The organism is Nocardioides albertanoniae, from assembly GCF_006716315.1.
Classification (GTDB): Bacteria; Actinomycetota; Actinomycetes; order Propionibacteriales; family Nocardioidaceae; genus Nocardioides; species Nocardioides albertanoniae.
Genome location: NZ_VFOV01000001.1, coordinates 2,181,348 through 2,204,185, shown reverse-complemented (window position 1 = coordinate 2,204,185; position 22,838 = coordinate 2,181,348). Strand labels below are relative to the sequence as shown.

The window sequence follows — 22,838 nt, the reverse complement described above, 5'->3', positions numbered from 1 at the left end:
CCAACCCCACCCAGCGGGCCCCGGGTTTCCGAGAGCCGACCCATCCGCAGCAGCCACGATCGTCACGCGCCCATCCTGCCAGTCGCGCGCCGGGCCCTCGCGGGAGGTCAGGGGTTGACGCGCGGGCCCGAGGCCGTCGAGCCGCGAACCACCAGCTCGGGGTGGAAGACGAACTCGGCATGCGGGGTGCCGGTGCCGGAGATCTCGTCGAGGATGGCACGCACCGCCGCCTGACCCATCGCCTGGACGGGCTTGCGCACCGTGGTCAGGGGCGGGTCGGTGAAGGCGATGAGGTGGGAGTCGTCGTAGCCGACCACGGAGACGTCCTCGGGCACCCGCAGGCCTCGGGACCGGGCGGCACGGATGGCACCGAGCGCCATCATGTCGCTGGCGCAGACGATCGCGGTGAATCCCTCGTCCAGGAGCTCGGAGGTAGCCGCCTGACCGCCTTCGAGGGTGAACAGGGAGTGGCGTACGTAGTCCTTCACGACGGCGTCGGCGCTCAGGCCGAAGCGCTCGTTCATCGTGGCGACGAACCCGTCGATCTTGCGGCGCACCGGTACGAACCGCTCGGGGCCGACGGCGAGACCGATCTTGGTGTGCGCGAGCGTCGCGAGATGGGTGACGGCCAGCTGCATCGCCTCGCGGTCGTCGGGCGAGATGAAGGGCGCCTTGATGTCGGGGCTGTAGCCGTCGATGAGGACGTAGGGCACGCCCTGGGCGCGGAGCTTCTCGTAGCGGGTCATGTCGGCGGTGGTGTCCGCATGCAGACCGGAGACGAAGATGATGCCGGTGACCCCGCGCTCGACGAGCATCTCGGTGAGCTCGTCCTCGGTGGACCCGCCCGGCGTCTGCGTCGCGAGCACCGGGGTGTAGCCCTGACGGGTCAGCCCCTGCGCCATGACCTGCGCGATCGCCGGGAAGATGGGGTTGTCGAGCTCGGGCGTGATCAGCCCGACGAGCCCCTCGCTGTGCTGGCGCAGCTTGACGGGACGCTCGTAGCCATGGACGTCGATGGCCGCCAGGACGGCCTCTCGCGTCGTCGCGGCGACGCCTGGCTTTCCGTTCAGGACGCGGCTCACCGTGGCCTCGCTCACGCCCGCATGAGCAGCGATATCGGCAAGACGGGCGGCAGCTGGTGGTGTCGGCACGCCCCCATCATGCCCCCTGCCCACAGTGGTTGCAAGAACTTTCAGCAAGTCTGCAACTTTTGCTGAAAGGGACTTTCATTTGCGTCGGGGTGCGGTTACGTTCATCACACCTCCCGGGCAGACATCCCGCCCGGCCCCATATCGAAGGAGAACTCATGCGACGTGGCATCGTGGCCACCGCGGTGGCGGCATCGCTCGCCCTCGCGGCAACGGCATGTGGCGGCAGCAGCGACAGCAGCGACGGTCCGGTCACCATCACCTGGTGGGACACGTCCAACGCGACCAACGAGGCCCCGACGTACGAGGCACTGGTCAAGGACTTCGAGAAGGCCAACCCGGACATCAAGGTCAAGTACGTCAACGTGCCCTTCGACCAGGCACAGAACAAGTTCGACACCGCGGCCGGTGCCAGCGGCGCCCCCGACGTGCTGCGCGCCGAGGTCGGTTGGACCCCCGCCTTCGCCCAGAAGGGCTATCTCGCCCCGCTCGACGACACCGCAGCGCTCGAGGAGAAGGACTCCTTCCAGCCCAACCTGATCAAGCAGGCCGAGTTCGAGGGCAAGACCTACGGTGTCCCGTTCGTGACCGACACGCTCGCACTGGTCTACAACAAAGCGCTCTTCAAGAAGGCCGGCATCGCCGCGGCACCCAAGACCTGGACCGACCTCGAGAAGGCCGCGGCCACGATCAAGTCGAAGACCGGCGTGGACGGTTACTGGGGCTCGACCGCCGGCTACTACGCCCAGCCGTTCCTCTACGGCGAGGGCACCGACCTCGTCGACACCGAGGGCAAGAAGATCACCATCACCTCACCCGAGGCCAAGAAGGGGCTCACCACCTGGCAGGGGCTCTTCGACGGCCCGGGTCTGCACAAGGCGGACACCACCGCCGACGCGTACGCCCACATCCAGGACGCCTTCGTCAACGGCAAGGTCGCTGCGATCATCCAGGGCCCCTGGGAGATCACGAACTTCTACAAGGGGTCGGCGTTCAAGGACAAGGCCAACCTCGGCGTCGCGACGGTCCCCACCGGCTCGTCCGGCAAGTCGGGCGCCCCGACCGGCGGCCACAACCTCTCGATCTACGCCGGCTCGGACGAGGCGCACCAGGAGGCCTCCGCGGAGTTCGTGAAGTTCATGACCTCGGCGAAGAGCCAGGAGCAGATCGCGCTGAAGAACTCGACCCTCCCGACCCGCGACGACGCCTACACCGACGCCGTGAAGGCCGACCCGGGCATCGCCGGCTTCCAGACCGTGCTGCCCGCCGCCCAGCCGCGCCCCGAGCTTCCCGAGTACAGCTCGCTGTGGGCACCGATGGACCAGGAGCTGCCGAAGATCGCCTCCGGCGCCGAGCCCCTGGACAAGGGGCTGGCCACGGTGGAGAGGTCGTTCGCCGACCTCCTGCCCTCGTTCTCCAAGTGAACCGGGAGCACGCGACGCGATGACTCTCACCGCACCAGCGCCCGCCGCCGCCGAGAACCGGCGGCGGGCGCCCCGCCCCGTCCAGCGCATGCGCGACTCCTACCGGCGCTACTGGTACGCCTACGCGATGGTCGCCCCCGTGGTGCTCGTCCTGGGCCTGCTGGTCGGCTACCCGCTCGCGCGCGGCTTCTACCTGACCCTGACCGACGCCAACAGCCTCAACTCGGCGCGCACGATCGGCGTCAACACGATCGACGCGACCTACAAGTTCATCGGTCTCGACAACTACGCCGAGATCCTGTGGGGCCCGTCGGCCTACGACCGGTTCTGGTCCCACTTCGTCTGGACGATCGTGTGGACCGCGACCTGTGTCGTCCTGCACTACGTGATCGGTCTCGTCCTCGCGATGCTGCTCAACCAGCGGATGCGCGGGCGGGTGGCGTACCGGCTGCTGCTGATCCTGCCGTGGGCGGTGCCGACGTTCGTGACCGTCTTCGCCTGGCGGATCATGCTGGCCGACGCCGGCGTCATCAACTCGATGCTCGGCTCGATCGGGCTGATGGAGCCGAGCTGGCTCGAGGACCCGACCTGGCAGCGTACGGCTGCGATCATGGTCAACACCTGGTGCGGGGTCCCGTTCATGATGATCTCGCTGCTCGGCGGTCTGCAGTCGATCGACGAGAACCTCTACGAGGCTGCCGAGATCGACGGGGCCAGCGCCTGGCAGCGGTTCCGGCACGTCACTCTGCCGGGGTTGTCCTCGGTGAGCTCGACGGTCGTCCTGCTCGGCGTGATCTGGACCTTCAACCAGTTCGCGATCATCTTCCTGCTCTTCGGCAACACCGCTCCGGACGCGCAGATCCTGGTCACCTGGGCCTACCGCCTCGGGTTCGGCCAGCAGCCGCGCGACTTCGCGATGTCGGCGGCCTACGGCGTGCTCCTGCTCGCGATCCTGATCGTCTTCACGTCCTTCTACTACCGGTGGTTGAAACGCAATGACCAGCTCGCCTAGCACCCTCGCGCCCAGGACCAAACAACGTCGCCGCGGTGAACTCGGCCCGGTCGCGAAGGTCGCCTCCCACGTGACCCTCACGGTCGCCTCGCTGATCGCGCTGTTCCCCATCGTCTGGCTCGTCTACCTCTCGCTCGGGCCCGACAAGGACGACTACCTCCACCCCGGCGGCATTCTCGCGAAGGCGACGCTCGTCAACTACTCGTTCGTGCTGACCAACACCGCTTTCTTCGACTGGCTGTGGTCGACGCTGGTCGTCGCGGGAGGCACGACCCTGTTCGGCGTCATGTCGGCGGCGACGACCGGCTATGCGGTCTCCCGGATGCGGTTCCCGGGGCATCGGCCGTTGATGTGGGTGCTGCTGCTGACGCAGGCGTTCCCGATCGCGGTGCTGATCGTGCCGATGTACGAGATCTTCTCCCAGCTGCGCCTGGTCGACTCCCACCTCGGCCTGATCCTGGTCAACTGCACCACGATCGTCCCCTACTGCTCGTGGCTGCTGAAGGGCTACTTCGACACCATCCCGATCGAGCTCGACGAGGCCGGCATGATCGACGGCCTCACCCCGTTCGGCACGTTCTGGCGGCTGATCCTGCCCCTGGCCCGGCCGGGTCTCGCGGTGGCCGCGTTCTACGCCTTCATCACCGCCTTCGCCGAGGTCGCGTTCGCCTCGACCTTCCTGCTCGACGACTCCAAGTACACCTTCGCGGTCGGCCTGCAGAGCTTTATCAGCGAGCACGACGCGCAGTGGAACCTGATGGCCGCCACCGCCGTGCTCATCGCCATCCCCGTCACCGCGTTCTTCTATCTCGTCCAACGACACGTCGTCACCGGCCTGACCGCCGGCAGCGTCAAGGGCTGAAAGGTTCCCAGCAATATGAACAGCCGCATGAGCTCCGAGTGGTGGCGCGACGCCGTCATCTATCAGGTCTACCCGCGCAGCTTCGCCGACAGCGACGGCGACGGCACCGGCGACCTTCCCGGGATCCGCTCCCGACTCCCCTACCTGCGCGACCTGGGGGTCGACGCGGTCTGGCTGAGCCCGTTCTACGACTCTCCGCAGGCCGACGGGGGCTACGACGTCGCCGACTACCGCGCCGTCGACCCGCGCTACGGCACGCTGGACGACGCTCGCGCGCTGATCTCCTCGGCTCATGAGCTGGGGTTGAAGATCGTCGCCGACATCGTCCCCAACCACTCCTCCGACCAGCACGAGTGGTTCCAGCAGGCACTGGCGGAGGGCCCCGGGTCGCCGATGCGGTCGCGCTACCACTTCCTGCCCGGGCTCGGCGAGCACGGCGAGGAGCCGCCCAACGACTGGGACTCGATCTTCGGCGGCCCCGCGTGGACCCGGGTGCCGGACGGCGAGTGGTACCTCCACCTCTTCGCCCCCGAGCAGCCCGACTTCAACTGGAACTCCCCCGAGGTGGCCGCCGAGTTCCTCGACATCCTCCGGTTCTGGCTCGACCTCGGCATCGACGGCTTCCGCATCGACGTCGCCCACGGCCTGGTCAAGGCCGAGGGCCTGCCCTCGATCGGCCACGCCGAGCAGCTCCATCTGCTCGGCAACGACGAGATGCCCTTCTTCGACCAGGACGGGGTCCACGACATCTACCGCACCTGGCGCACGGTGCTCGAGGACTACCCGGACCGGATCTTCGTCGCCGAGGCGTGGACGCCGACCGTGGCGCGGTCGGCCAACTACGTACGCCCCGATGAGCTGCACCAGGCCTTCAACTTCGAATACCTCGACACCGCCTGGGACGCCGCGGCGCTGCGCAAGGTCATCGACAGCTCGCTCGACGCGATGCGCCCCGTCGGCGCCCCCGCGACCTGGGTGCTGTCCAACCACGACGTCACCCGGCACGCCACCCGGTTCGCCAATCCTCCCGGCTCAGGCACCCAGATCCGCACGCCTGGTGATCGCGAGCTCGGCCTGCGCCGGGCCCGCGCGGCGACGTTGCTGATGCTCGCGCTTCCGGGCTCGGCGTACGTCTACCAGGGCGAGGAGCTCGGCCTCCCCGACGTCACCGACCTCCCCGACGAGGTCCGCCAGGACCCGTCGTTCCACCGCGCCAGCGGCCAGGACGGCTTCCGCGACGGCTGCCGCGTGCCGATCCCCTGGTCCCGCTCGGGCCCGTCCTACGACTTCGGAGACGGCGGCTCCTGGCTCCCCCAGCCCTCGACCTGGGGCGACCTCAGCGTCGAGGCCCAGACCAGCGCCGACGGCTCCACCCTCGAGCTCTACCGCTCGGCCCTGACGATCCGCCGCGAGACCCCCGGCCTCGGCGCCGGTGACGCGGTCACCTGGCACGACGAGGCCCCCGCCGGCGTCCTCTGGTTCGAGCGCCACGGCTTCGCCTGCACGGTCAACACCACCAAGGAGCCCGTACGCATCACCGCCCCCGGCGACGTGCTCCTCTCCTCCTTGGGTCCCGTGCCCGTCACCGACGGCTCCGCCGACCTCCCCGGCGACACCACCGTCTGGTGGGAGCTGTAACTCTCCAGTAGGCCACCGGCGCCGGTCGGGCTGACACCTAGCTGTCAGCCCGACCGGCGCTGCTTTGTCTTCGCTCATGTCTCGCCCAACGGCACAAGCAGCGAGCTTCAAACGATCTTTCTGTCGCCACGACAGTAAGTCGTCTAGCGTAAAGGGCATGCAAGCTGAAGCGTGGACACCGCCGCCCGTGCTGCTCACGGTTGATCTCGTTGTCCTGACTCTGCGCAAGGGCCGACTGTGCGTGCTCCTCGTGGAGCGTGCCGAGGATCCGTTCAGCGGGATGCAAGCCCTCCCCGGGGGATTCCTCAACAACGACCGCGAGGAGATCCTGGACGGGGCTCGCCGCGAGCTGCAGGAGGAGACTGCGCTCGACATCGGCCGTGTGCATCTGGAGCAGCTCGCCATCTACGGAGCCGTCGACCGCGACCCTCGAGACCGGGTCGTCTCGGTCGCCCACCTCGCGATCGTGCCGGACCTACCCGAGCCGGTCGCGGGAACCGATGCCAAAGCAGCCGCCTGGGTCCCGGTAGAGGAAGTCCTGTCCGGGGAGATCGACCTTGCCTTCGACCATCACCGCATCGTCACCGACGGCGTTGAACGCGCGCGCTCACGCCTCGAGTTCACCGCGCTCGCGACCGCGTTCTGCACGGAGCCTTTCACCATCGCCGAACTCCAGCATGTCTACGAAACGGTATGGGACACCGAGCTCGACACCCGGAACTTCTACAGGAAGGTACGCGCCGCAACCGGCTTCGTCGTGCCAGACGACGCCGGCTCCAAGAGCACGCGCGGACGGCCAGCGCAGCTCTACCGCGTCGGCCCGAGCTCCACACTCGCACCGCCGCTCACTCGGCCACCGTCGAGCGAGAAACCGATGAGAGAGGGATCAGCGTAGATGTCGAAGAACCTGGTAGTGCTCCTCACCGCGATCAACACCGAGTACGACGCAGTGCGTCGCCGGCTCGCCGGGCCCACGCCGCACCTGCACAAGCACGGGACGCGGTTCGAGACAGGCCTCGTCCGGCACAGCACATGTCGTGTGGCACTCGGACTGACCAATGTCGGCAACGAGTCAGCCGCTGTCATCGTCGAGCGCGCGGTCTCGGAGTTCGATCCTGCTGCTGTGATCTTCGTCGGAGTCGCCGGCGCGCTGTGGGACAGCGCCCGGCTGGGCGACGTCGTGTTCGCGAAGCACATCTACAACTATCAGGGCGGCACCAGCGAAGACGCCGGCCTCATGGCCCGCCCACGCTCCTGGGAGGTAAGCCACCCGATCTTTCAGCTCGGGTCCGAGCTTGCGCGTCGGGACGAGTGGGCCGATCCGCCTCCCCCGGGCGAAGACCCGCCACGGGTGCACATCGCCCCGATCGCCGCTGGATCGGTCGTCCTGAACTCCGTGACGTCAGCACATGCCCGATGGCTGCGAACTCGCTTCAACGACGCCCTTGCCGTCGAGATGGAAGGAGCGGGCGTCGCGCAGGCTGCCCATCTGAGCGGATCGCAGGTCGCTGTCATCCGCGGCATCAGCGACCGCGCAGACGGCACGAAGGGCAGCGCAAACGATCAAAACTGGCAACCACGAGCGGCCGCAAACGCAGCAGCCTTCGCCACCCACCTGGCAGTGAACATCATCAAGGACAAGGAGCAGCTCACGATGGCCGACGAAGACAGCACCCGCCCGACCTACCACACCCAGGTCAGCCCGACGATCCACAACAGCACCGTCGGCAACATCACCGGCTTCGTGAACAACGGCAGCAGCTACGGAGCCGTCTCCCCGAACGCAACGTCCACTGCAGACCTCATCGAGGAGCTCGACAGGTTCAGTCGGCTCCTCGAACAGCACCACGTCGCGGGCGACCTCGACGACGCCACGCTGACCGGCGCGCAGCTCCAGCTGGACACCGCGCGTAAATCCGCACAAGCGGGCACCTCGGAGTCGAAACACACGGTGACCACAGCCCTCGAGCGACTGCGAGGCTTGGTCGCCGACATCGCAGACCTGGCTGCCAAGGTCGTGCCGCTCATCGTGATGGCAGGAGGCCTGACATGACCGAATTCCACACCCAGGTCGACCCGATGCTGCTCAACTCGCAAGTCGGCGCGATCGTCGGCACGCATATCGGCGTCCACCACGAGGACAACAGGACGTACGTCACCACCGAAGGCGCTTCGCCCGAGGAGAAGTTCAAGGACGCTCTTACTGCCATCGACGGCGGTCGCCTGGACCGTGCCCGCATGCTCATCGACGACGTGATCGCCAGCGATCGTAGGGGCACCGAGAACTACTTCTACTGGGCGATCACGATCCTGGGGAGCAAGTCGCAGCACGATCTCACCTCAAAGGACAAGCATGAGCTCGGAATGATCGTCGGGCGCGTCGAACGGCTTCCTGACGACTCCTGGAGGCTCGCGCTCGAGGTCGTCCTCGACTTGGCAGGGTATCGACCGAAAGACATGGACTGGTGGCGCACCTGGGAGGCGCACCTGGACACCTTGACCGTCAAGCAACAGACCGCCGTCAACGAGCACCTGGACCGTCTCATGCCCTCCGCGGCCCTGGAGACGACCTGGACACAGCGGCGTGCCACAGCTCGGGGCAACCAGTTCCGAGACAATCGACGTGGACGGATCGAGCTCTTCTTCGAGGCTGACCCAGCCGAGCCACGCCTCGTGGCACCCCATGACAACAGAACTGGCGACACTCAGGAGTCGCTGCCGGGCTGGTACGCACTGGTGGCGGTGGCAGCCCTCGTCATCGGAGTGATCGCTTTTCTGACACAGCCACTCCTTGCAACAGTAGAGCTCACTGTGGCAGTCGCTGCCGCAGTAGCAGCCCTGGCCTTCGGCTGCCGGTGGGCCGACCGAGTCGCGGACCTGGCTCCGTCACCGTCCGACGCCGTCCCTGCGTACACCACCGAGCAGACGGGCTTCACGCACCAGGTGCGTGAACGGTTTACCGAACACTTCAGGGCGCACCGGCCCCGCGGCTTCACTCCTTCGACCTGGCTGACCGTTACAGAGACCGAGCGAAAACGCCTCGCCCAGGAGATCGCCCGGTCGTATCGAGACTCCGCGACGACGGTCGAGAACCTCGACTGGCTCATCCGACATCTGGCCCGGGAAGCGCGAGACCAGGAGGTTTCGGCCCCGTCCCCCGAGCCCTCGGAGCGGCTGTCTCCTGCTGCTGCCAAGGTCCTCGGCATCGGACTCACCACCGCTGCTGGCATCGCTCTGCTCACCACGTTGGGGACCATCGCGTCCGGGTTCGGACCGGCCCACACCGGGCTGTCGCTGGCGGCAGCCCTCCTGCTGATCTGGTCGTTGAAACGCGCGGTTCCGGACACGTTTGAGGTCAGGAGCGAACAACGCCGGCTCAATCGCGAGCATGCCGAGCGTCGAGCGGAGTACGACTCCCGTATGGCTACCTACCGACGTTGGAAAGCGCGTCTTGAGGAACGACCATCGGAGATTGAGATGCAGACGTGGCTCAACGCCGACAAGACCGTCTTCATCGCCGAGGTTCTGGACAACTACCGTCTAAGCTGGTCACGGCTGGTCACGTACACGTTTCTGGTGACCCCGAGTCCCCCGTATCGCAAGGCCCGCGTCAAGAACGGGCCGTGGCGCTACACCCGATACGCGTTCCACCTGTTCTTGGTCACCCCGGAAGGCGTACGCGAGGTGAGCACCGAGATCGACGCACCATCGGCTCGTCGCGGCAAGGAGCTTCGCGAAAGCTACCGCTTCGACGCACTCTCCTCGGTCCGAGTGACCGACGACAAGCGCGCGGGCTACAACCTCGAGCTCACCCTCACCAACGGTCCGGCCCGTGAGATCCACATCAAGGACGCCCACGCCCAGCAGGTGCTTCCTGCCAACGGCGAACCGCAGCTTGACGATCACGAGGAGTACAGCAGGATCGACCTCGACGCGACCGGTTTCGTGCACACCTTCCACTTGCTGGAAGGAATCGCAGCGGACGGGAAGGCCTGGGCTCGCGACCATGGCCTTTCGCAGGCTTCGACTGCCCCGAGAGTGTAGCTGGGAGGATCCACCCGCAGCGTTCCGGCGCATCAGCAATCTCACCTACGGGCAGAGCCCGACAACCAGCGGAACATGTCCTCATGTCTCGGGCACACTCCGATCAGTCGAGCTGGCACCAACTCACCTACTCGGCCAGCACACCGGGCGCTTCAACGACGCACGTGACGTCTCGACCGACGTACGTGACGCATCGACCTGCAGAAGTGACGTCTCGGCTACTACCGGCGGGCGGTGACGTAGCAGGCGACGGCGGTGGCGGCGGCGACGTTGAGGGAGTCGATGCCGGCGGACATCGGGATGATGGCGCGGCGGTCGGAGGCGTGCTGCCAGCGAGGGGAGATGCCGTGGCCCTCGGAGCCGAGGACGAGGGCGACCTTGTCGACGCCTTCGACAGCCCTCTCGATGTCTACGGCGTCGTCGGCGAGGGTCAGGGCGACGGTGGTGAAGCCGGCGGCGGAGAGGGACGGGAGCGCTTCGTACCAGTCCGGCAGACGGGTCCACGGCAGCGCGAAGACGGCGCCCATCGCGACCTTGATCGAGCGGCGGTAGAGCGGGTCGGCGCACCGCGGCGCCAGCAGTACCGCATCGAAGCCCAGCGCGGCGCCCGAGCGGAAGATCGCGCCTACGTTGGTGTGATCGACGATGTCCTCGAGCACTAGGACCGAACGGGCGCCGGCCAGGACCGACTCCACCGACGGCAGCGGCCGTCGCTTCAACGAGGCGAGCGCACCGCGGTGCACGTGGAACCCGGTCACCTCCTCGGCAGCCTTCTCGCTCATCACGTAGCAGGGCGCGTCGGTCGTGGCGAGCGTGTCGGCCAGCCCGTCGAGCCATTTGGGTGCCATCAGGAACGAGCGCGGCTCGAAGCCACCGGCCACCGCCCGGCGTACGACCTTCTCCCCCTCGGCCAGGAACAGGCCCTCCGACGACTCCAGCGACTTGCGCAGCTCGACGTCGCGGAGGTCGCGGTAGTCGGCAAGCCGCGGATCGGCGGGGTCGGAGATCTCGATCAGGTCAGCCATGAGGGGTCCAGGGTAGGCGCGCACCGGACTCCCCCACACATCCGTACGCTCCCCGACCTCCACGTCGGCGGGGAGCGTCTGCGCCGCTCAGAACGAGTCGGGGTGGGCGACGCGGACGACCTCGCCGATGACGATGATCGCCGGAGGTTGCACCTTCTCGTCACCCAAGGTCTTCTCCAGCGTCTCGAGGGTCGCCAGGACCGTACGCTCGGTGGGCATCGTGCCGTCGCAGATGACCGCGACCGGCGTCGACCCGGGGCGGCCACCGTCGATCAGCGCGGCCGCGATCGCGGGGGCGTTCTGGACCGCCATCAGCAGCACGAGCGTGCCACCGAGACCGGCGACGGCGGACCAGTTGGTCAGCGAGGTCGGGTCGTCGGGCGGGACGTGACCGGAGATGACGGTGAACTCGTGGGCGACGCCACGGTGGGTGACAGGGATCCCGGCGACCCCGGGCACCGTGACCGGCGAGGTCAGACCCGGGATGACGTGGACCGGCACACCGGCCTCGCGGCACGCCAGCACCTCCTCGAAGCCACGTCCGAAGATAAAGTTGTCGCCGCCCTTGAAACGCGCGACGGCCTTGCCGTCCTTGGCCGCCTCGACGATGATCCGGTTGATCTCCTCCTGCTGGGCCGAGCGTCCGCGGGGGAGCTTGGCGACGTCGACCAGCTCGACGTCGGCGGGCAGCTCGGAGAGCAGCTCTCGCGGGGCGAGCCGGTCGGCGACGACGATGTCGGCCTCCATCAGCGCCTTGCGACCGGCGACCGAGATCAGCCCCGGATCGCCCGGGCCGCCACCGACCAGGGTCACCCCGGGCACCCGCTGGCGCTCGTGGGGCGCGATCAGCGCACCCGAGCGGAGCCCGTCGAGGATCCGGTCGCGCACCCCGGCGGAGCGGCGCGGGTCGCGGTTGGCCAGCACAGCGACGGTCAGGTCGCCGTCGTGCCCGGTCGCCGGGGTCCAGGCGGTGGCCTCTCGGCCGTCGTCGGAGCGTACGCAGAAGATCCGTCGCTCCTCGGCAGCGGCCGAGACCTCCTCGTTGACCTCGGCGTTCTGGGTCGCCGCGATGACATACCAGGCGCCGTCGAGCATCTCGGCGGAGAAGCGAGCCTCACGCCAGGTGATCTCGCCGGAGCCGAGCAGACCCTCGAGCGCAGGCGTCAGCGAGGGCGAGACGACCTCGACCCGCGCGCCGGCCGCGATCAGCGCCGGCACCCGTCGTTGCGCCACGCGGCCGCCGCCCACAACGACCACCCTGCGCCCCTCCAGGATGAGACCGGCGGGGTAGGGAACGGCATGCTCAGAACTCATGGGTACATCCTCGCCCAACGCCGCGCCACGGCCTGACAACGGGTCGATACGCGGACTACGTTGGTGGGCATGTCACTCGATCGCCCGGTGAAACCCGACCCCTACTCGCTCATGCCCGCCCTGCCCTCCTTCACGCTGACCAGCGACGACGTGAGCGACGGGCAGCCCCTGAAGCAGGACCAGCTCCACGACGGCGGCAACACCTCGCCGCAGCTGCGCTGGAGCGACGCGCCCGAGGGGACGAAGTCGTACGTCATCACCTGCTTCGACCCGGACGCGCCCACGCCCAGCGGCTTCTGGCACTGGTGCCTGGTCGACGTGCCCGCTGACGTGACCGAGCTGCCGGCCGGCGCCGGTGCCGGCGATGCCGACCTGCCGGGCAAGGCGTTCCACGTCGCCACCGACTTCGGCACCAAGGAGTTCGGCGGCGCCGCTCCCCCGGCCGGCGACCAGGTGCACCGCTACTACTTCGTCGTCCACGCCGTCGGCGAGGAGAGCCTCGGCGTCGACGACTCGGTCACGCCCACGGTCGTCAGCTTCAACCTCGCGTTCAAGGCCCTGGGGCGCGCCGTCGTGGTGGGCACCCACCAGGCCTGAGAGGCACACCCGCGACGTACGCCGGTCGCACCTGGGGCCCTAGGGCCTCAGGTGCGTCAACGGTGTCGGCGCCCGGCGATGCTCGACACCGGCCGGCAGACCGAGCTTGACGAGCATCTCGCCCAGGCACAGCTGAAACTGCCGCTTGTTGGCGAACAGGCTGCTGATGATGGCGCGCTCGGGATAGCCGGTGCCGAGCATGGCCATCACCTCCCGCTCCCGCAGCGTCAGGGCGGCCATCGCCTCGGCGTCGTGCTTGACCGTCTTCATCCGGTCGATGACCTGCGGGTCGACCACCACCTCCCCCGACGCCACGCGGCCGAGCACGTCGAGGAAGTGAGGCGTGGCGCGCACGCGCGACTTGCGCAGATAGGCGAGACCGCCGGTGCCCGTGCTGGCGAAGACCCTGGCCGCGTACGTCGTGGCGACCGACTCACCGAGCACGATGATGCCCATCTCGGGCACCTTCTCGTGCACCCGGATCGCGGCCGTGATGCCCTCGTCGATGTTGCCGGCGCCCAACCGGCCGTCGGTGACGACGACGCTCGGCATCGTGTCGGTGACCGCCTGCAGGAGCTGGTCGCTGTCGCATGCGTCGGCGACCACCTGATAGCCACCGCGGGCGAGCAGGGCGGTGAGGCCGGCACGGAGCAGCGGCGACTCGTCGGCAACGACGACGCTCGGCTCGAAGCTCGTCACAAGGGCTCCGCTCGACGTTGGGGGCAGCGGTCGCTGTCCATTGTGTCTCACTCGACCCCGAACCCCGGGGACCCCGCGCAGGCCGGGCCCGGCCTCAGTACTCCGGCGGACCCTCGGATGCCTGCTTCAGCAGCGTCTCGAAGGAGGTCGGGCTCGCGAACTCGTCCTCCACCAGCTTGCGCGCCGGCGTGGCGGCCGCCGGCCCGTGGGAGCCGGCGACCAGTGCGGCGAGCTCGCCGGCTGCCCGGTCGACACGCTTGCGCAGCTCGGAGCCGCCCGCGAAGTCGTCGGTGGCGGCGAACACGCCGGTCGGGACGACCACAGCGTGCAGGTAGGAGAACAGCGGCCGCATCGCATGCTCGATGACGAGCGAGTGACGGGCGGTGCCGGCGGTGGCGGCCGCCAGCACCGGCTTGGCGTCGAGCACACCCTGCTCCAAGACGTCGAAGAAGGTCTTGAACAGGCCGGAGTAGGAGGCCGAGAAGACCGGCGTCACCGCGATCACCCCGTCGGCGTCGTGGACGGCGTCGATGGCCGCCTTCAGGTCAGCGGTCGGAAACCCGGTGAGCAGGTGGTCGGTGAGCGCGTGCGCGAGGTCGCGCAGCTCGACGTGGCGTACGTCGACCTCGGCTCCCCGAGAGCCGATCGCCGACACGGTGGCGTCGGCCAGCATGTCGGCCAGCAGCTTGGTCGAGGACGGCACCCCGAGCCCCGCCGAGACGACCACGATCGACTTGGTCTCGCTCATGATCAGAGCTCTCCTTCCAGGATCTGGGCGTCCGCGGCGTCGAGGTCGGCCCGGTCGGAGGAGCCGGTGGCGGCGTCGCCGTCGGCGTAGACGGTCGAGTCCTTCGCGCCGCCGGCCTTCTCCACCAGGGCAGCGTGGGTCGGGGCGTCCGGCACACCGGGCTTGCGCAGCTTCGCGAACTCCGCGCGCAGGGTCGGCAGGATCTCGCCGTAGAGGTCGAGCTGCTCCAGCACGGTCTTCAACGGCAGCCCGGCGTGGTCGAGCAGGAAGAGCTGGCGCTGGTAGTCGCCGATGTTCTCCCGGAACGACAGCGTGCGCTCGATGACCTGCTGCGGCGAGCCGACGGTGAGCGGCGTGGCCTCGGTGAAGTCCTCCAGCGAGGGGCCGTGACCGTAGACGGGCGCGTTGTCGAAGTAGGGACGGAACTCGTCGATCGCGTCCTGGGAGTTGGGGCGCATGAAGAACTGCCCGCCCAGCCCCACGATCGCCTGGTCGGCGGTGCCGTGGCCGTAGTGCTCGAAGCGCTGGCGGTAGAGGTTCACCATCTGCTTGGCGTGGGACTCCGGCCAGAAGATGTGGTTGTGGAAGAAGCCGTCACCGTAGTAGGCGGCCTGCTCGGCGATCTCGGGCGAGCGGATCGAGCCGTGCCAGACGAACGGGGCCACCCCGTCGAGCGGGCGCGGGGTCGAGGTGTAGCCCTGCAGCGGTGTACGGAACCGGCCGGACCAGTCGACGACGTCCTCGCTCCACAACCGGCGCAGCAGCGCGTAGTTCTCGACGGCCAGGTTGATGCCCTGGCGGATGTCCTTGCCGAACCAGGGGTAGACCGGGCCGGTGTTGCCGCGGCCCATCATCAGGTCGACGCGACCGTCGGTGAGGTGCTGGATCTTGGCGTAGTCCTCCGCGATCAGCACCGGGTCGGTGGTGGTGATCAGCGTGGTCGCGGTGCTCAGGATGATGTTGTCGGTCTGGGCACCGATGTAGGCCAGCGTCGCGGTCGGGTTGGAGGCGATGAACGGCGGGTTGTGGTGCTCACCGGTGGCGAAGACGTCCAGCCCCACCTCCTCGGCGTGCTTGGCGATCTCGACGGTCGCCTTGATCCGCTCGTGCTCCGTCGGGGTCTTGCCGGTGGTCGGATCCATCGTCACGTCACCGACGGTGAAGATTCCGAACTGCATACCCATGATCCCTGCCCCTTTCGTGACCCGATCTGATCGCCGGCCACGGTAGTTGAAATTCGAACTACTCGGCAAACAGTTGCTGGTTCAACGTTATTCCAGGAAACCCCTTGGCGTACGCAGGCCCCGGTGTGCCAACGTACCTCTGGTGTCCGGGCCCTTGCACTCACCGCCGAGCCTGTACGCCGCGATCGCGACCCGGTCCTTCCGCCGCTACTCCACCTACACCGCCGCGACGCTGGCCGGAATCTTCACCAACTCGGTCTTCGGGATCATCCTCAGCTTCGCCTATCTGGCGCTGTGGGAGCAGAATCCGACCGCCGGCGGCTACGGCGCGGACCAAGCGGTCACCTTCGTCTGGATCGGGCAGGCGCTGCTGATGACCATCGCGCTGTGGAGCGGGGGCTCGACCGACGACCTCGCCGAGCGGATCCGCAACGGCGACATCGCCGTGGATCTCTACCGCCCCGTCAGCGTGCTCGGCTGGTACCTCGCCGCCGACCTCGGCCGGGCGCTCTACCACTTCCTCACCCGCGGGGTCGCGCCGACGGTGGTGGGTGCGTTGCTGTTCGGCCTCGTCGCGCCCGCGCCGGCCGGCGCGGTCGGGTTCCTGGTCAGTGTGTGCCTGGCGGTGGTGGTCAGCTTCGCCATCCGGTTCCTGTTCGCCAGCAGCGCGTTCTGGCTCCTCGACGCGACCGGCCCACGGGTGCTGCTCAGCGTGATGGCGACGTTCTTCAGCGGACTGACGCTGCCGCTCAACCTCTTCCCCGACGGGCTGCGCCAGGTCGCGCTGGGGCTGCCGTTCGCCTCCTACATCCAGACCCCTGCCGACATCTGGCTGGGCCGTCACGCCGGGCTCGACATGCTCGCCGCGATCGGGCTGCAGGTCGCGTGGGCGATCGTCCTGCTGGCGATGTGCGCGCTGGTGCTGCGCGCCGCGACCCGCAAGGTGGTGGTGCAGGGTGGTTGAGCAGCGACCTCCCGCCTACCTGGCTCATGCGGCGCGCTCCTACGTGCAGATCGCGCTGCTGTGGGTGCGCGCGGCGATGGCCTACCCGGTCTCGTTCTGGATGATGACGGTCAGCGGGCTGCTGATCACCTTCCTCGACTTCGTGACGATCTGGTTGATGTTCACCCACATCGACGCCTACGGCGGCTTCCGGCTGCGTGAGATCGCGCTGCTCTACGGCGTCACCTCGATCGCGTTCCGCACCGCCGACATGCTGGTCGGGAGCGTGGAGAAGATCGGCCAGAAGGTGCGCAGCGGCGACCTCGACACGATGATGACGAAGCCGGTCCCGGTGCTGGTGCAGCTGTGCGCTGACCGGTTCGAGCTGCGCCGTCTGGGGCAGATCGCTCAAGGGGTGGCCGTGTTCGCCTGGGCGGCGCCCATCGTCGACTGGACCCCTCAGCGTCTCCTGGTGCTGGTGCTCGCGCTCGTCTCGGGGGTGGCGATCTACTTCTGCGTGTTCGTGATCTTCTCGACGATCCAGTTCTGGACCACCGACGCCTCGGAGTTCGCCAATGCCTTCACCTACGGCGGCAACACGATCATGCAGTATCCGATGACGATCTTCCCGCGCGAGGTCGTCCGCTCGCTGACCTATCTGCTGCCGCTGGCGTTCGTGAACTGGTATCCCTGCCTGTTCCTGCTCGGCCGCGCCGACCCGCTCGGCTCCCCGGGCTGGTTTCCCTTCGCCTCTCCCCTTGCCGCCCTGGTGCTGGTCGGTGTGACCGCGCTGGTCTGGCGCCAGGGGCTCCGCCACTACCGATCGACCGGGAGCTGATGTGTCGCTGATCGAGGTGCGGGACCTGTCCCGCGAGTTCACCATCCGCAAGCGGGCGGGCGGGTTGAGGCGTACGCCGGTGGTGAAGCACGCCGTGCACGACCTGTCGTTCGAGATCGACGCCGGCGAGATGGTCGGCTACATCGGCCCCAACGGAGCGGGCAAGTCGACCACGATCAAGATGCTCACCGGCATCCTGGTGCCCTCCGGCGGATCGGCGCGGGTGGCCGGCCTGGAGCCGTCGCGCCAGCGCCGCGAGCTGGCCCGGCGGATCGGCGTGGTCTTCGGGCAGCGTACGTCGCTGTGGTGGGACCTGCCGCTGCGCGACTCTTTCGAGCTGCTGCGGCGGATCTACCGGATCGGTGACCAGACCTTCCGGCGCAACCTGGAGGATCACGTCGCGCTGCTCGACCTGGGCGACCTGCTGGACACCCCGGTGCGCCAGCTCTCGCTCGGCCAGCGGATGCGGGGCGACATCGCCGCGGCACTGCTCCACGACCCCGAGATCCTCTACCTCGACGAGCCGACGATCGGCCTCGACGTGGTCTCCAAGGGGCGGCTGCGGGAGTTCCTGCGCGCCCTCAACCACGAGCGCGGCACCACCTTGATGCTCACCACCCATGACCTGCAGGACATCGAGGCGCTCTGCGACAGGGTCATCGTGATCGACCACGGCACCGCCGTCTTCGACGGCCCGCTGGAGACCCTGCGCGCCACCGGCGGAGCCTCGCGCACGCTCGTCGTCGACCTGGTCGACGAGGCCTCCCCCATCACCATCGACGGTGCGCAGGTCGTCAAGGTCGACGGCCCACGCCAGTGGCTCGCCTTCCCCGCCGGCGCCTCCGCCGCGCCCCTCGTCGCCCAGGTCGCCGCCGCCTACGACGTCGCCGACCTGTCCATCCACGAGCCCGACATCGAAGACGTCATCCGGCAGATCTACTCGAGCTGAGCACCGCCGGAGCTCAGGAGTCGACGCCCAGGGCAGCCAGGTCGTCGGGCTGGCGGGAGAGGTCGGCGAGGGTGTGGGTCAGGCGCTCGAGGAGCGAGTCGACCGAGCGCGCGGCCACCGCGGTGTCGGGGTAGCGGACACGGACGGCGAGGCCGGTGTGGGTGCGGGAGAACCAGATCTGCACGTCGTCGGCCATCGTCGAGGCGGAGATGTGCTGCGCCTCGCGCTCGAGGTGCGACGAGCCGCCGGGCACATGCCGGTAGTCGACCCAGGAGACGACGAAGACGTCGCTCCTGACCTGCACCAGCGGCTCCGCCAACGAACCGATGACCTGGTCGAGCGGCACCGTGCCGAGGCGTACGCCGTAACGGACCGCGTCGCCGGCCTCGGCCAGCCCCAGGTCGGAGAGCGAGGCCGGCACGGTGAGCGGGACGGTGGTCGTGTACCAGCCCACCGAGCGCGTCAGCGCCTCCGCGGCGCGGGTGGAGACCGGGGCCATCGTGTCGAGGCGGGGGCCGCCACCGAGGTCGAAGACGGCGCTGGCGAGCGCTGCCAGGACGGCCGCGTAGGTCGAGGCGCCGCTGTTGCGGGCGCGCACGCCGATGCGGTCCGTCAGGTCGGCGTCGGCCAGGGGACGTACGGCCGTGGCCTGTGCGGCCCGCTCCCCCGGGGCCAGCCCGAGCGGGAGCGGGAAGTTGGGCAGCTGGTTGCCGCGGCTGCCGAGGAACTCGCCCCAGCCGAGCAGCCGGGAGTCACCGTCGGCGACCGGCGCAGGCCCGTCCTCGCCGGCCTCGACCGCTTCGAGGAACGACGCCGTCTCGGGCAGCGAGGGCGCCTCGCTGCCGCTCGTGAACGCGTCGTAGAGCTCGGCGAGCTCCTCGACCGCGACGGCGATCGAGTGGGCGTCGCAGTGCAGATGGTCCATGCCGAGCACGATCGTGGAGCGGTCCGGACGCGAGATGGCCGCCGGCAGGAAGGCCGGATAGCCGAACGGTCCGCACCGATCGTCGAGAGCAGTGTGCAGCGCGGCGCGGGTCTCCTCGACGGTGCGGGTGTGACCGGCTCGGGTGACCGACCAGGTCAGGGTGCCGGGGTGGTGCCGACGCGCTTGCGGGACCTCGTCGACGGCGGTCACCTCGAGCTGAAGACTGCCGTGACGCGCCACGAAGGCACGCCAGGTGCGGGAGAGGGCGACCGGCTCGATCGGCCCCTCGACGTCGAAGGCGGCCGCCAGCCAGACGGTCGGGTGGCCCGCCATCGCACCGGCGAGGTGGTTGCGCTGGTTGAGGGAGAGCTCGGCGGGTGCACCGCTGCGGGGCGCGGAGAGGTCCCAGCGCAGCAGGGTGCCCGGCCGCGGCTCCCACAGGTCAGCGGTCGTGACCAGCATGTCCGGTCCCGATCATCTGGTCCTCGGCGAGCGCGACCTCGACCGGTCGCACCTCGATCCCGAGCTCGGCGAGCACGTCGTGGGCCGCCCCGAAGAAGGTCGCCACGGCGCGAGCGCCCTGCTCGGTGTCAGGGCTCTGGGTGGCGAGCTCGAAGCGGTCGGCGAAGCGGTTGACCCAGAGGCTGGCGTTGGCGGTGCGGCCCTCGCCGGTGAAGTGCAGCCCGGTCTCGAACGGGGTCGTGCCGGCCCCCGGAAACTTGCGTACGTCGAGGAAGGAGACCATCTGCGGGCTGGCCAGCTCGGTGGCCGCCAGCACACCACCGGCGATCATCGCGCCGAGCGGCACGTGCACCGGTGTCTTGGCGAGCTCGCGCGCTGTCGCGAAGGCGCTCTCCGCAGCGAGGAGGGTCTCCTCGAACCTCTGCCCGAGCGCCATCTCGACGGGCGCGAAGTTGCAGAACCAGCCGTGGGAGGTCGCGGTCTGCTGCGACCGGGTGCCGAGCACGGTGATCCCGAGGTAGCGCTCGATGCCGGTCAGGCGCTGCTCGGCGTGAGCCAGGAGCGCGAACACGCCGCTGGTGAACCGGCCGCCCGCGGCTCGGCAGAGCTGCTCGAACGCCTCGGTCGCGCCTTCGTCGAGCGCCGTCCAGGCGCGCACCCGGACCGGGGCCGTCTCGCCCGGGGCGAGCCCGAGATCCACCGGGAACCGCGGCAGGCGCCCCTCGTGGCGGGAGACGATCTCGGCCCACTCGCGCACTGCCGGTGTCTGCGCGTCGCAGGTCGACGCCAGCTGCTGCTCGTCGGCGGCGTACGCCACGAAGCTGCCGGCCTCGGGCAGCGGGTCGGCCGAGGCGCCCGTCGCAGCGGCATAGGCGGCGCCGAGCTCGGCCGGCACCATCAGCTGCGAGGCACCGTCGGTGAAGGCGTGGTCGCAGCCCCAGAAGTAGGTGAAGCCGTCGCCGCGCACGATCGCGCCGAGCAGGAACGGCGCCCAGGAGTCGGGGCGGCACTGCTCGTCCCAGAGCCCGACCAGGAGCTCCTCCCAGCCGCCGACCTCCCACGAGGACAGCAGCGCGGGCGGGATCTCGACCTCGACGGCCTCGAAGGCGACCGCGTCGGCCGGCACCACGTGTCGCACCGGCGTGGAGTCGGAGAGGTCGAACCACGTGCGCAGGCCCTCGTGGCGGCCCACGAAGCTCGTCAGCGCCTCCACGTAGGCGGTCTCGTCGAAGGCGACGTCGAACTCGCCGGCGGTGCCGGTCCAGCCACGGTGGAGGCCGGCTGAGGCGACCTTTGCCCGGTAGGCGTCGAGATGGTCGGCCTGCAGGAACGACGGCGCACCCGGCGAGACCGGGGCGGCCTCGGCCGCCTCCTGGCACGCCTGGGTCGGGCGCAGCACGACCACCCTGCCCGGAGCGGGCGCCAGCTGGGAGAGCGCCCCGATCCTCATGCCGTACCTTCGAGATCAGCTGTGCCCAGACCCCCGAGCTCTGCCAGGAGCGCGCTCATCCCGCCGATCAGGTCGCGCACGACACGTTCGGCGGCGACGGTCTCGGGGTAGCGCGTCGAGACGTTGACGCCGTCGCGATCGCGCACCAGCCAGAAGTAGACCTCGTCGTCGGCGTTGACGGGGGCCCGCAGCGTACGGCCCTCCCAGGCGTTCCAGTGCTCGGCGCCGGAGATGAAACGGGTGTCGACGAAGGTGACCACGAAGTGCGGCGCGTCGTCGACGTCGAGCAGGTCGGCGACCCGCGCGAACGGCTGGCGCACCAGCGACCTGGTCTCCTCGAGCGCGGCCTGGACACGACCGGCGACCTCGGGCAGCGTCGCCGCGCCGGCGATGTCGATCGTGACCGGCACGAGCCCGACGTACCACCCGATCGCCACGGCGTGCTCCGCGGTGTAGCGGGTGTGCATCGGCGCCACGAAGCGCATCTGCTCCACCCCGTGCTGGGCGCGCAGGACGTGGGCCATCGCGCCCATCATCCCGGCCTGGAAGGAGACTCCGGCGCTCTTGCAGAGCTCGCCCAGGACCCGCGCCTGGCGGTGGTCGCCGAGCCACTGGGACATGCTCGCCTGCGGCAGCGGCTCGGCCTGGCTTGCCCCCTCACCCTCGTCGGAGCCCCGTACGTCGGTGATCCCCGGCACCGGGAAGTCGGCGAAGCGCGGGGTGCCGTCGGCAGAGGTGAGCCAGTCGCGCCAGACCTGCACCGACTCGCTCTCCAACGACATCTCCGCACCGACGACCCTCTCCTGCGCGGAGTGGTCGAGGTGGCTTCCGGTCGTGGGCGCGGCGAGCGACTCGAAGCTCTCGCCGGCCAGCGCGGCCTCGTAGAGCGAGGCGATCTCCTCGAACCAGAGCAGCTGGGAGTAGGCGTCCATCACGCCGTGGTCGGCACCGAAGGCCAGCGTGAACCCGTCGGTGTCCGGCTCGGAGACGGTCGCGAAGACGACGTAGGGCCAGGCCTTCGGGTCGATCCGCTCGGCGAACAGATCGGCGATGCTCGAGCGGGCTCCGTCGCCGTCGAACCGTCCCAGGCTCGTGGCCTGCACCGACACGTCGGCCGGCGCGAGGATGCGCCGGCGCCAACCCGTCGCTGTCTCCTCCACGCCACCGCGAAGGGCTTCGTGGCGCCCCGTCCACGCGCGCATCGCCAGACTCAGCGCGTCGGTGTCGAGCCGCCCCGGCAGCCTCATGATCGACCCGATCCACGAGCCCGCCTCGGCGGTCGCGAGGTGCTGCTCGTGGTTGTGCGACAGCTCGCGCTCGTCGCCGTTCCACGCAGCGGGCTCCGCCGTGGGGATCCACGCGGTCACCTCGCCCGAGGGAACGTCGTAAGCGGACAGCTCGGTGTACTCCATCGGGGGTGGAGTTCCTCTCTGAGGTGGGGGCTCAGTGCGGCGAAGGTGCCACGCCCCGGACAGACGATCCTCTAGAACGCCCGTAGCCCGAGGGGGCGACCCGCCACGGACGACCGCTGTGTCGTCCCATGTCGCGGCCTATTGTGCACACACCCCGACACCCG

The 22,838-nt window shown here is 69.1% G+C and carries 20 protein-coding genes; 11 read left to right on the top strand and 9 right to left on the bottom strand.

Translation table 11 applies throughout. The features are described 5' to 3' along the window. Nucleotides 1–107: 107 nt before the first annotated feature. Complete coding sequence (locus FB381_RS10505; RefSeq protein ID WP_141780246.1) at nt 108–1,151, bottom strand: LacI family DNA-binding transcriptional regulator; 1,044 nt, start codon at nt 1,149–1,151, stop codon at nt 108–110. 155 nt (nt 1,152–1,306) lie between these two features. On the opposite strand from FB381_RS10505, the gene FB381_RS10500 reads away from it, so the two are divergent. From FB381_RS10500 to FB381_RS10470, 7 genes are all read left to right on the top strand, one after another. Continuing rightward, nucleotides 1,307–2,572, top strand: a complete 1,266-nt coding sequence (locus FB381_RS10500; protein WP_141780245.1) for an extracellular solute-binding protein — start codon at nt 1,307–1,309, stop codon at nt 2,570–2,572. Nucleotides 2,573–2,591: 19 nt separating this feature from the next. Beyond that, entirely contained in the window at nt 2,592–3,584 is a 993-nt protein-coding gene (locus FB381_RS10495; protein WP_141780244.1) for a carbohydrate ABC transporter permease, read from the top strand. Further along, the gene (locus tag FB381_RS10490) at nt 3,568–4,446 is read left to right on the top strand and encodes a sugar ABC transporter permease (protein WP_141780243.1); all 879 of its coding nucleotides are present in this window, start codon (nt 3,568–3,570) and stop codon (nt 4,444–4,446) included. The genes FB381_RS10495 and FB381_RS10490 overlap by 17 nt, the downstream gene beginning before the upstream one ends. A gap of 27 nt (nt 4,447–4,473) precedes the next feature. Next, entirely contained in the window at nt 4,474–6,084 is a 1,611-nt protein-coding gene (locus FB381_RS10485) for a glycoside hydrolase family 13 protein (RefSeq protein ID WP_141780242.1), read from the top strand. A gap of 157 nt (nt 6,085–6,241) precedes the next feature. Further along, complete coding sequence (locus FB381_RS10480; RefSeq protein WP_141780241.1) at nt 6,242–6,979, top strand: NUDIX hydrolase; 738 nt, start codon at nt 6,242–6,244, stop codon at nt 6,977–6,979. After that, complete coding sequence (locus tag FB381_RS10475) at nt 6,980–8,137, top strand: 5'-methylthioadenosine/S-adenosylhomocysteine nucleosidase family protein (protein WP_141780240.1); 1,158 nt, start codon at nt 6,980–6,982, stop codon at nt 8,135–8,137. Continuing rightward, on the top strand, nt 8,134–10,128 hold the full coding sequence (locus tag FB381_RS10470) for a hypothetical protein (protein WP_141780239.1): 1,995 nt from the start codon (nt 8,134–8,136) through the stop codon (nt 10,126–10,128). The genes FB381_RS10475 and FB381_RS10470 overlap by 4 nt, the downstream gene beginning before the upstream one ends. A gap of 221 nt (nt 10,129–10,349) precedes the next feature. Here the strand turns inward: FB381_RS10470 and FB381_RS10465 are convergent, their stop codons facing one another. Then, a complete protein-coding gene (locus FB381_RS10465; RefSeq protein ID WP_141780238.1) occupies nt 10,350–11,153 on the bottom strand; it encodes a TrmH family RNA methyltransferase in 804 nt (267 codons plus the stop codon). Nucleotides 11,154–11,240: 87 nt separating this feature from the next. Next, a complete protein-coding gene (gene cobA / locus FB381_RS10460; RefSeq protein WP_141780237.1) occupies nt 11,241–12,467 on the bottom strand; it encodes a uroporphyrinogen-III C-methyltransferase in 1,227 nt (408 codons plus the stop codon). A 69-nt stretch (nt 12,468–12,536) separates the two neighbouring features. Here cobA and FB381_RS10455 point away from each other — a divergent pair, with 69 nt between their 5' ends. Next, the gene (locus FB381_RS10455) at nt 12,537–13,064 is read left to right on the top strand and encodes a YbhB/YbcL family Raf kinase inhibitor-like protein (protein WP_141780236.1); all 528 of its coding nucleotides are present in this window, start codon (nt 12,537–12,539) and stop codon (nt 13,062–13,064) included. A gap of 39 nt (nt 13,065–13,103) precedes the next feature. Here FB381_RS10455 and FB381_RS10450 read toward each other — a convergent pair whose 3' ends face one another. From FB381_RS10450 to FB381_RS10440, 3 genes are all read right to left on the bottom strand, one after another. Continuing rightward, the gene (locus FB381_RS10450; protein ID WP_170225126.1) at nt 13,104–13,763 is read right to left on the bottom strand and encodes a response regulator; all 660 of its coding nucleotides are present in this window, start codon (nt 13,761–13,763) and stop codon (nt 13,104–13,106) included. Between the two features lie 94 nt (nt 13,764–13,857). Next, nucleotides 13,858–14,511, bottom strand: a complete 654-nt coding sequence (locus FB381_RS10445; RefSeq protein WP_141780234.1) for an FMN reductase — start codon at nt 14,509–14,511, stop codon at nt 13,858–13,860. Between the two features lie 2 nt (nt 14,512–14,513). Further along, nucleotides 14,514–15,689 (bottom strand): LLM class flavin-dependent oxidoreductase, encoded by a 1,176-nt coding sequence (locus tag FB381_RS10440; RefSeq protein WP_141780233.1) that lies wholly within the window; start codon nt 15,687–15,689, stop codon nt 14,514–14,516. Between the two features lie 148 nt (nt 15,690–15,837). On the opposite strand from FB381_RS10440, the gene FB381_RS10435 reads away from it, so the two are divergent. Genes FB381_RS10435 through FB381_RS10425 form a run of 3 tightly spaced genes read left to right on the top strand, consistent with a single transcriptional unit; the run spans nt 15,838 to nt 18,425 of the window. After that, the gene (locus FB381_RS10435; RefSeq protein ID WP_246088053.1) at nt 15,838–16,659 is read left to right on the top strand and encodes an ABC transporter permease; all 822 of its coding nucleotides are present in this window, start codon (nt 15,838–15,840) and stop codon (nt 16,657–16,659) included. After that, on the top strand, nt 16,652–17,476 hold the full coding sequence (locus tag FB381_RS10430) for an ABC transporter permease (RefSeq protein ID WP_246088052.1): 825 nt from the start codon (nt 16,652–16,654) through the stop codon (nt 17,474–17,476). The genes FB381_RS10435 and FB381_RS10430 overlap by 8 nt, the downstream gene beginning before the upstream one ends. Before the next feature lies 1 nt (nt 17,477). After that, complete coding sequence (locus tag FB381_RS10425) at nt 17,478–18,425, top strand: ABC transporter ATP-binding protein (RefSeq protein ID WP_211352384.1); 948 nt, start codon at nt 17,478–17,480, stop codon at nt 18,423–18,425. 13 nt (nt 18,426–18,438) lie between these two features. Here the strand turns inward: FB381_RS10425 and FB381_RS10420 are convergent, their stop codons facing one another. The 3 genes from FB381_RS10420 to FB381_RS10410 are packed head-to-tail and all read right to left on the bottom strand — an operon-like array spanning nt 18,439 to nt 22,674. Then, complete coding sequence (locus FB381_RS10420) at nt 18,439–19,812, bottom strand: condensation domain-containing protein (RefSeq protein ID WP_141780232.1); 1,374 nt, start codon at nt 19,810–19,812, stop codon at nt 18,439–18,441. Continuing rightward, nucleotides 19,793–21,262, bottom strand: coding sequence for a condensation domain-containing protein (locus FB381_RS10415; RefSeq protein WP_141780231.1), 1,470 nt, complete (start codon nt 21,260–21,262; stop codon nt 19,793–19,795). The genes FB381_RS10420 and FB381_RS10415 overlap by 20 nt, the downstream gene beginning before the upstream one ends. Continuing rightward, the gene (locus FB381_RS10410; protein ID WP_141780230.1) at nt 21,259–22,674 is read right to left on the bottom strand and encodes a condensation domain-containing protein; all 1,416 of its coding nucleotides are present in this window, start codon (nt 22,672–22,674) and stop codon (nt 21,259–21,261) included. The genes FB381_RS10415 and FB381_RS10410 overlap by 4 nt, the downstream gene beginning before the upstream one ends. Nucleotides 22,675–22,838: the final 164 nt, after the last annotated feature.

Coding starts and splice junctions, on each gene's coding strand:
- FB381_RS10500 (WP_141780245.1), top strand. CDS start 1,307: ATGCGACGTGGCATCGTGGCCACCGCGGTGGCGGCATCGCTCGCCCTC.
- FB381_RS10495 (WP_141780244.1), top strand. CDS start 2,592: ATGACTCTCACCGCACCAGCGCCCGCCGCCGCCGAGAACCGGCGGCGG.
- FB381_RS10490 (WP_141780243.1), top strand. CDS start 3,568: ATGACCAGCTCGCCTAGCACCCTCGCGCCCAGGACCAAACAACGTCGC.
- FB381_RS10485 (WP_141780242.1), top strand. CDS start 4,474: ATGAGCTCCGAGTGGTGGCGCGACGCCGTCATCTATCAGGTCTACCCG.
- FB381_RS10480 (WP_141780241.1), top strand. CDS start 6,242: ATGCAAGCTGAAGCGTGGACACCGCCGCCCGTGCTGCTCACGGTTGAT.
- FB381_RS10475 (WP_141780240.1), top strand. CDS start 6,980: ATGTCGAAGAACCTGGTAGTGCTCCTCACCGCGATCAACACCGAGTAC.
- FB381_RS10470 (WP_141780239.1), top strand. CDS start 8,134: ATGACCGAATTCCACACCCAGGTCGACCCGATGCTGCTCAACTCGCAA.
- FB381_RS10465 (WP_141780238.1), bottom strand. CDS start 11,153: ATGGCTGACCTGATCGAGATCTCCGACCCCGCCGATCCGCGGCTTGCC.
- cobA (WP_141780237.1), bottom strand. CDS start 12,467: ATGAGTTCTGAGCATGCCGTTCCCTACCCCGCCGGTCTCATCCTGGAG.
- FB381_RS10455 (WP_141780236.1), top strand. CDS start 12,537: ATGTCACTCGATCGCCCGGTGAAACCCGACCCCTACTCGCTCATGCCC.
- FB381_RS10445 (WP_141780234.1), bottom strand. CDS start 14,511: ATGAGCGAGACCAAGTCGATCGTGGTCGTCTCGGCGGGGCTCGGGGTG.
- FB381_RS10440 (WP_141780233.1), bottom strand. CDS start 15,689: ATGCAGTTCGGAATCTTCACCGTCGGTGACGTGACGATGGATCCGACC.
- FB381_RS10420 (WP_141780232.1), bottom strand. CDS start 19,812: ATGCTGGTCACGACCGCTGACCTGTGGGAGCCGCGGCCGGGCACCCTG.
- FB381_RS10415 (WP_141780231.1), bottom strand. CDS start 21,262: ATGAGGATCGGGGCGCTCTCCCAGCTGGCGCCCGCTCCGGGCAGGGTG.
- FB381_RS10410 (WP_141780230.1), bottom strand. CDS start 22,674: ATGGAGTACACCGAGCTGTCCGCTTACGACGTTCCCTCGGGCGAGGTG.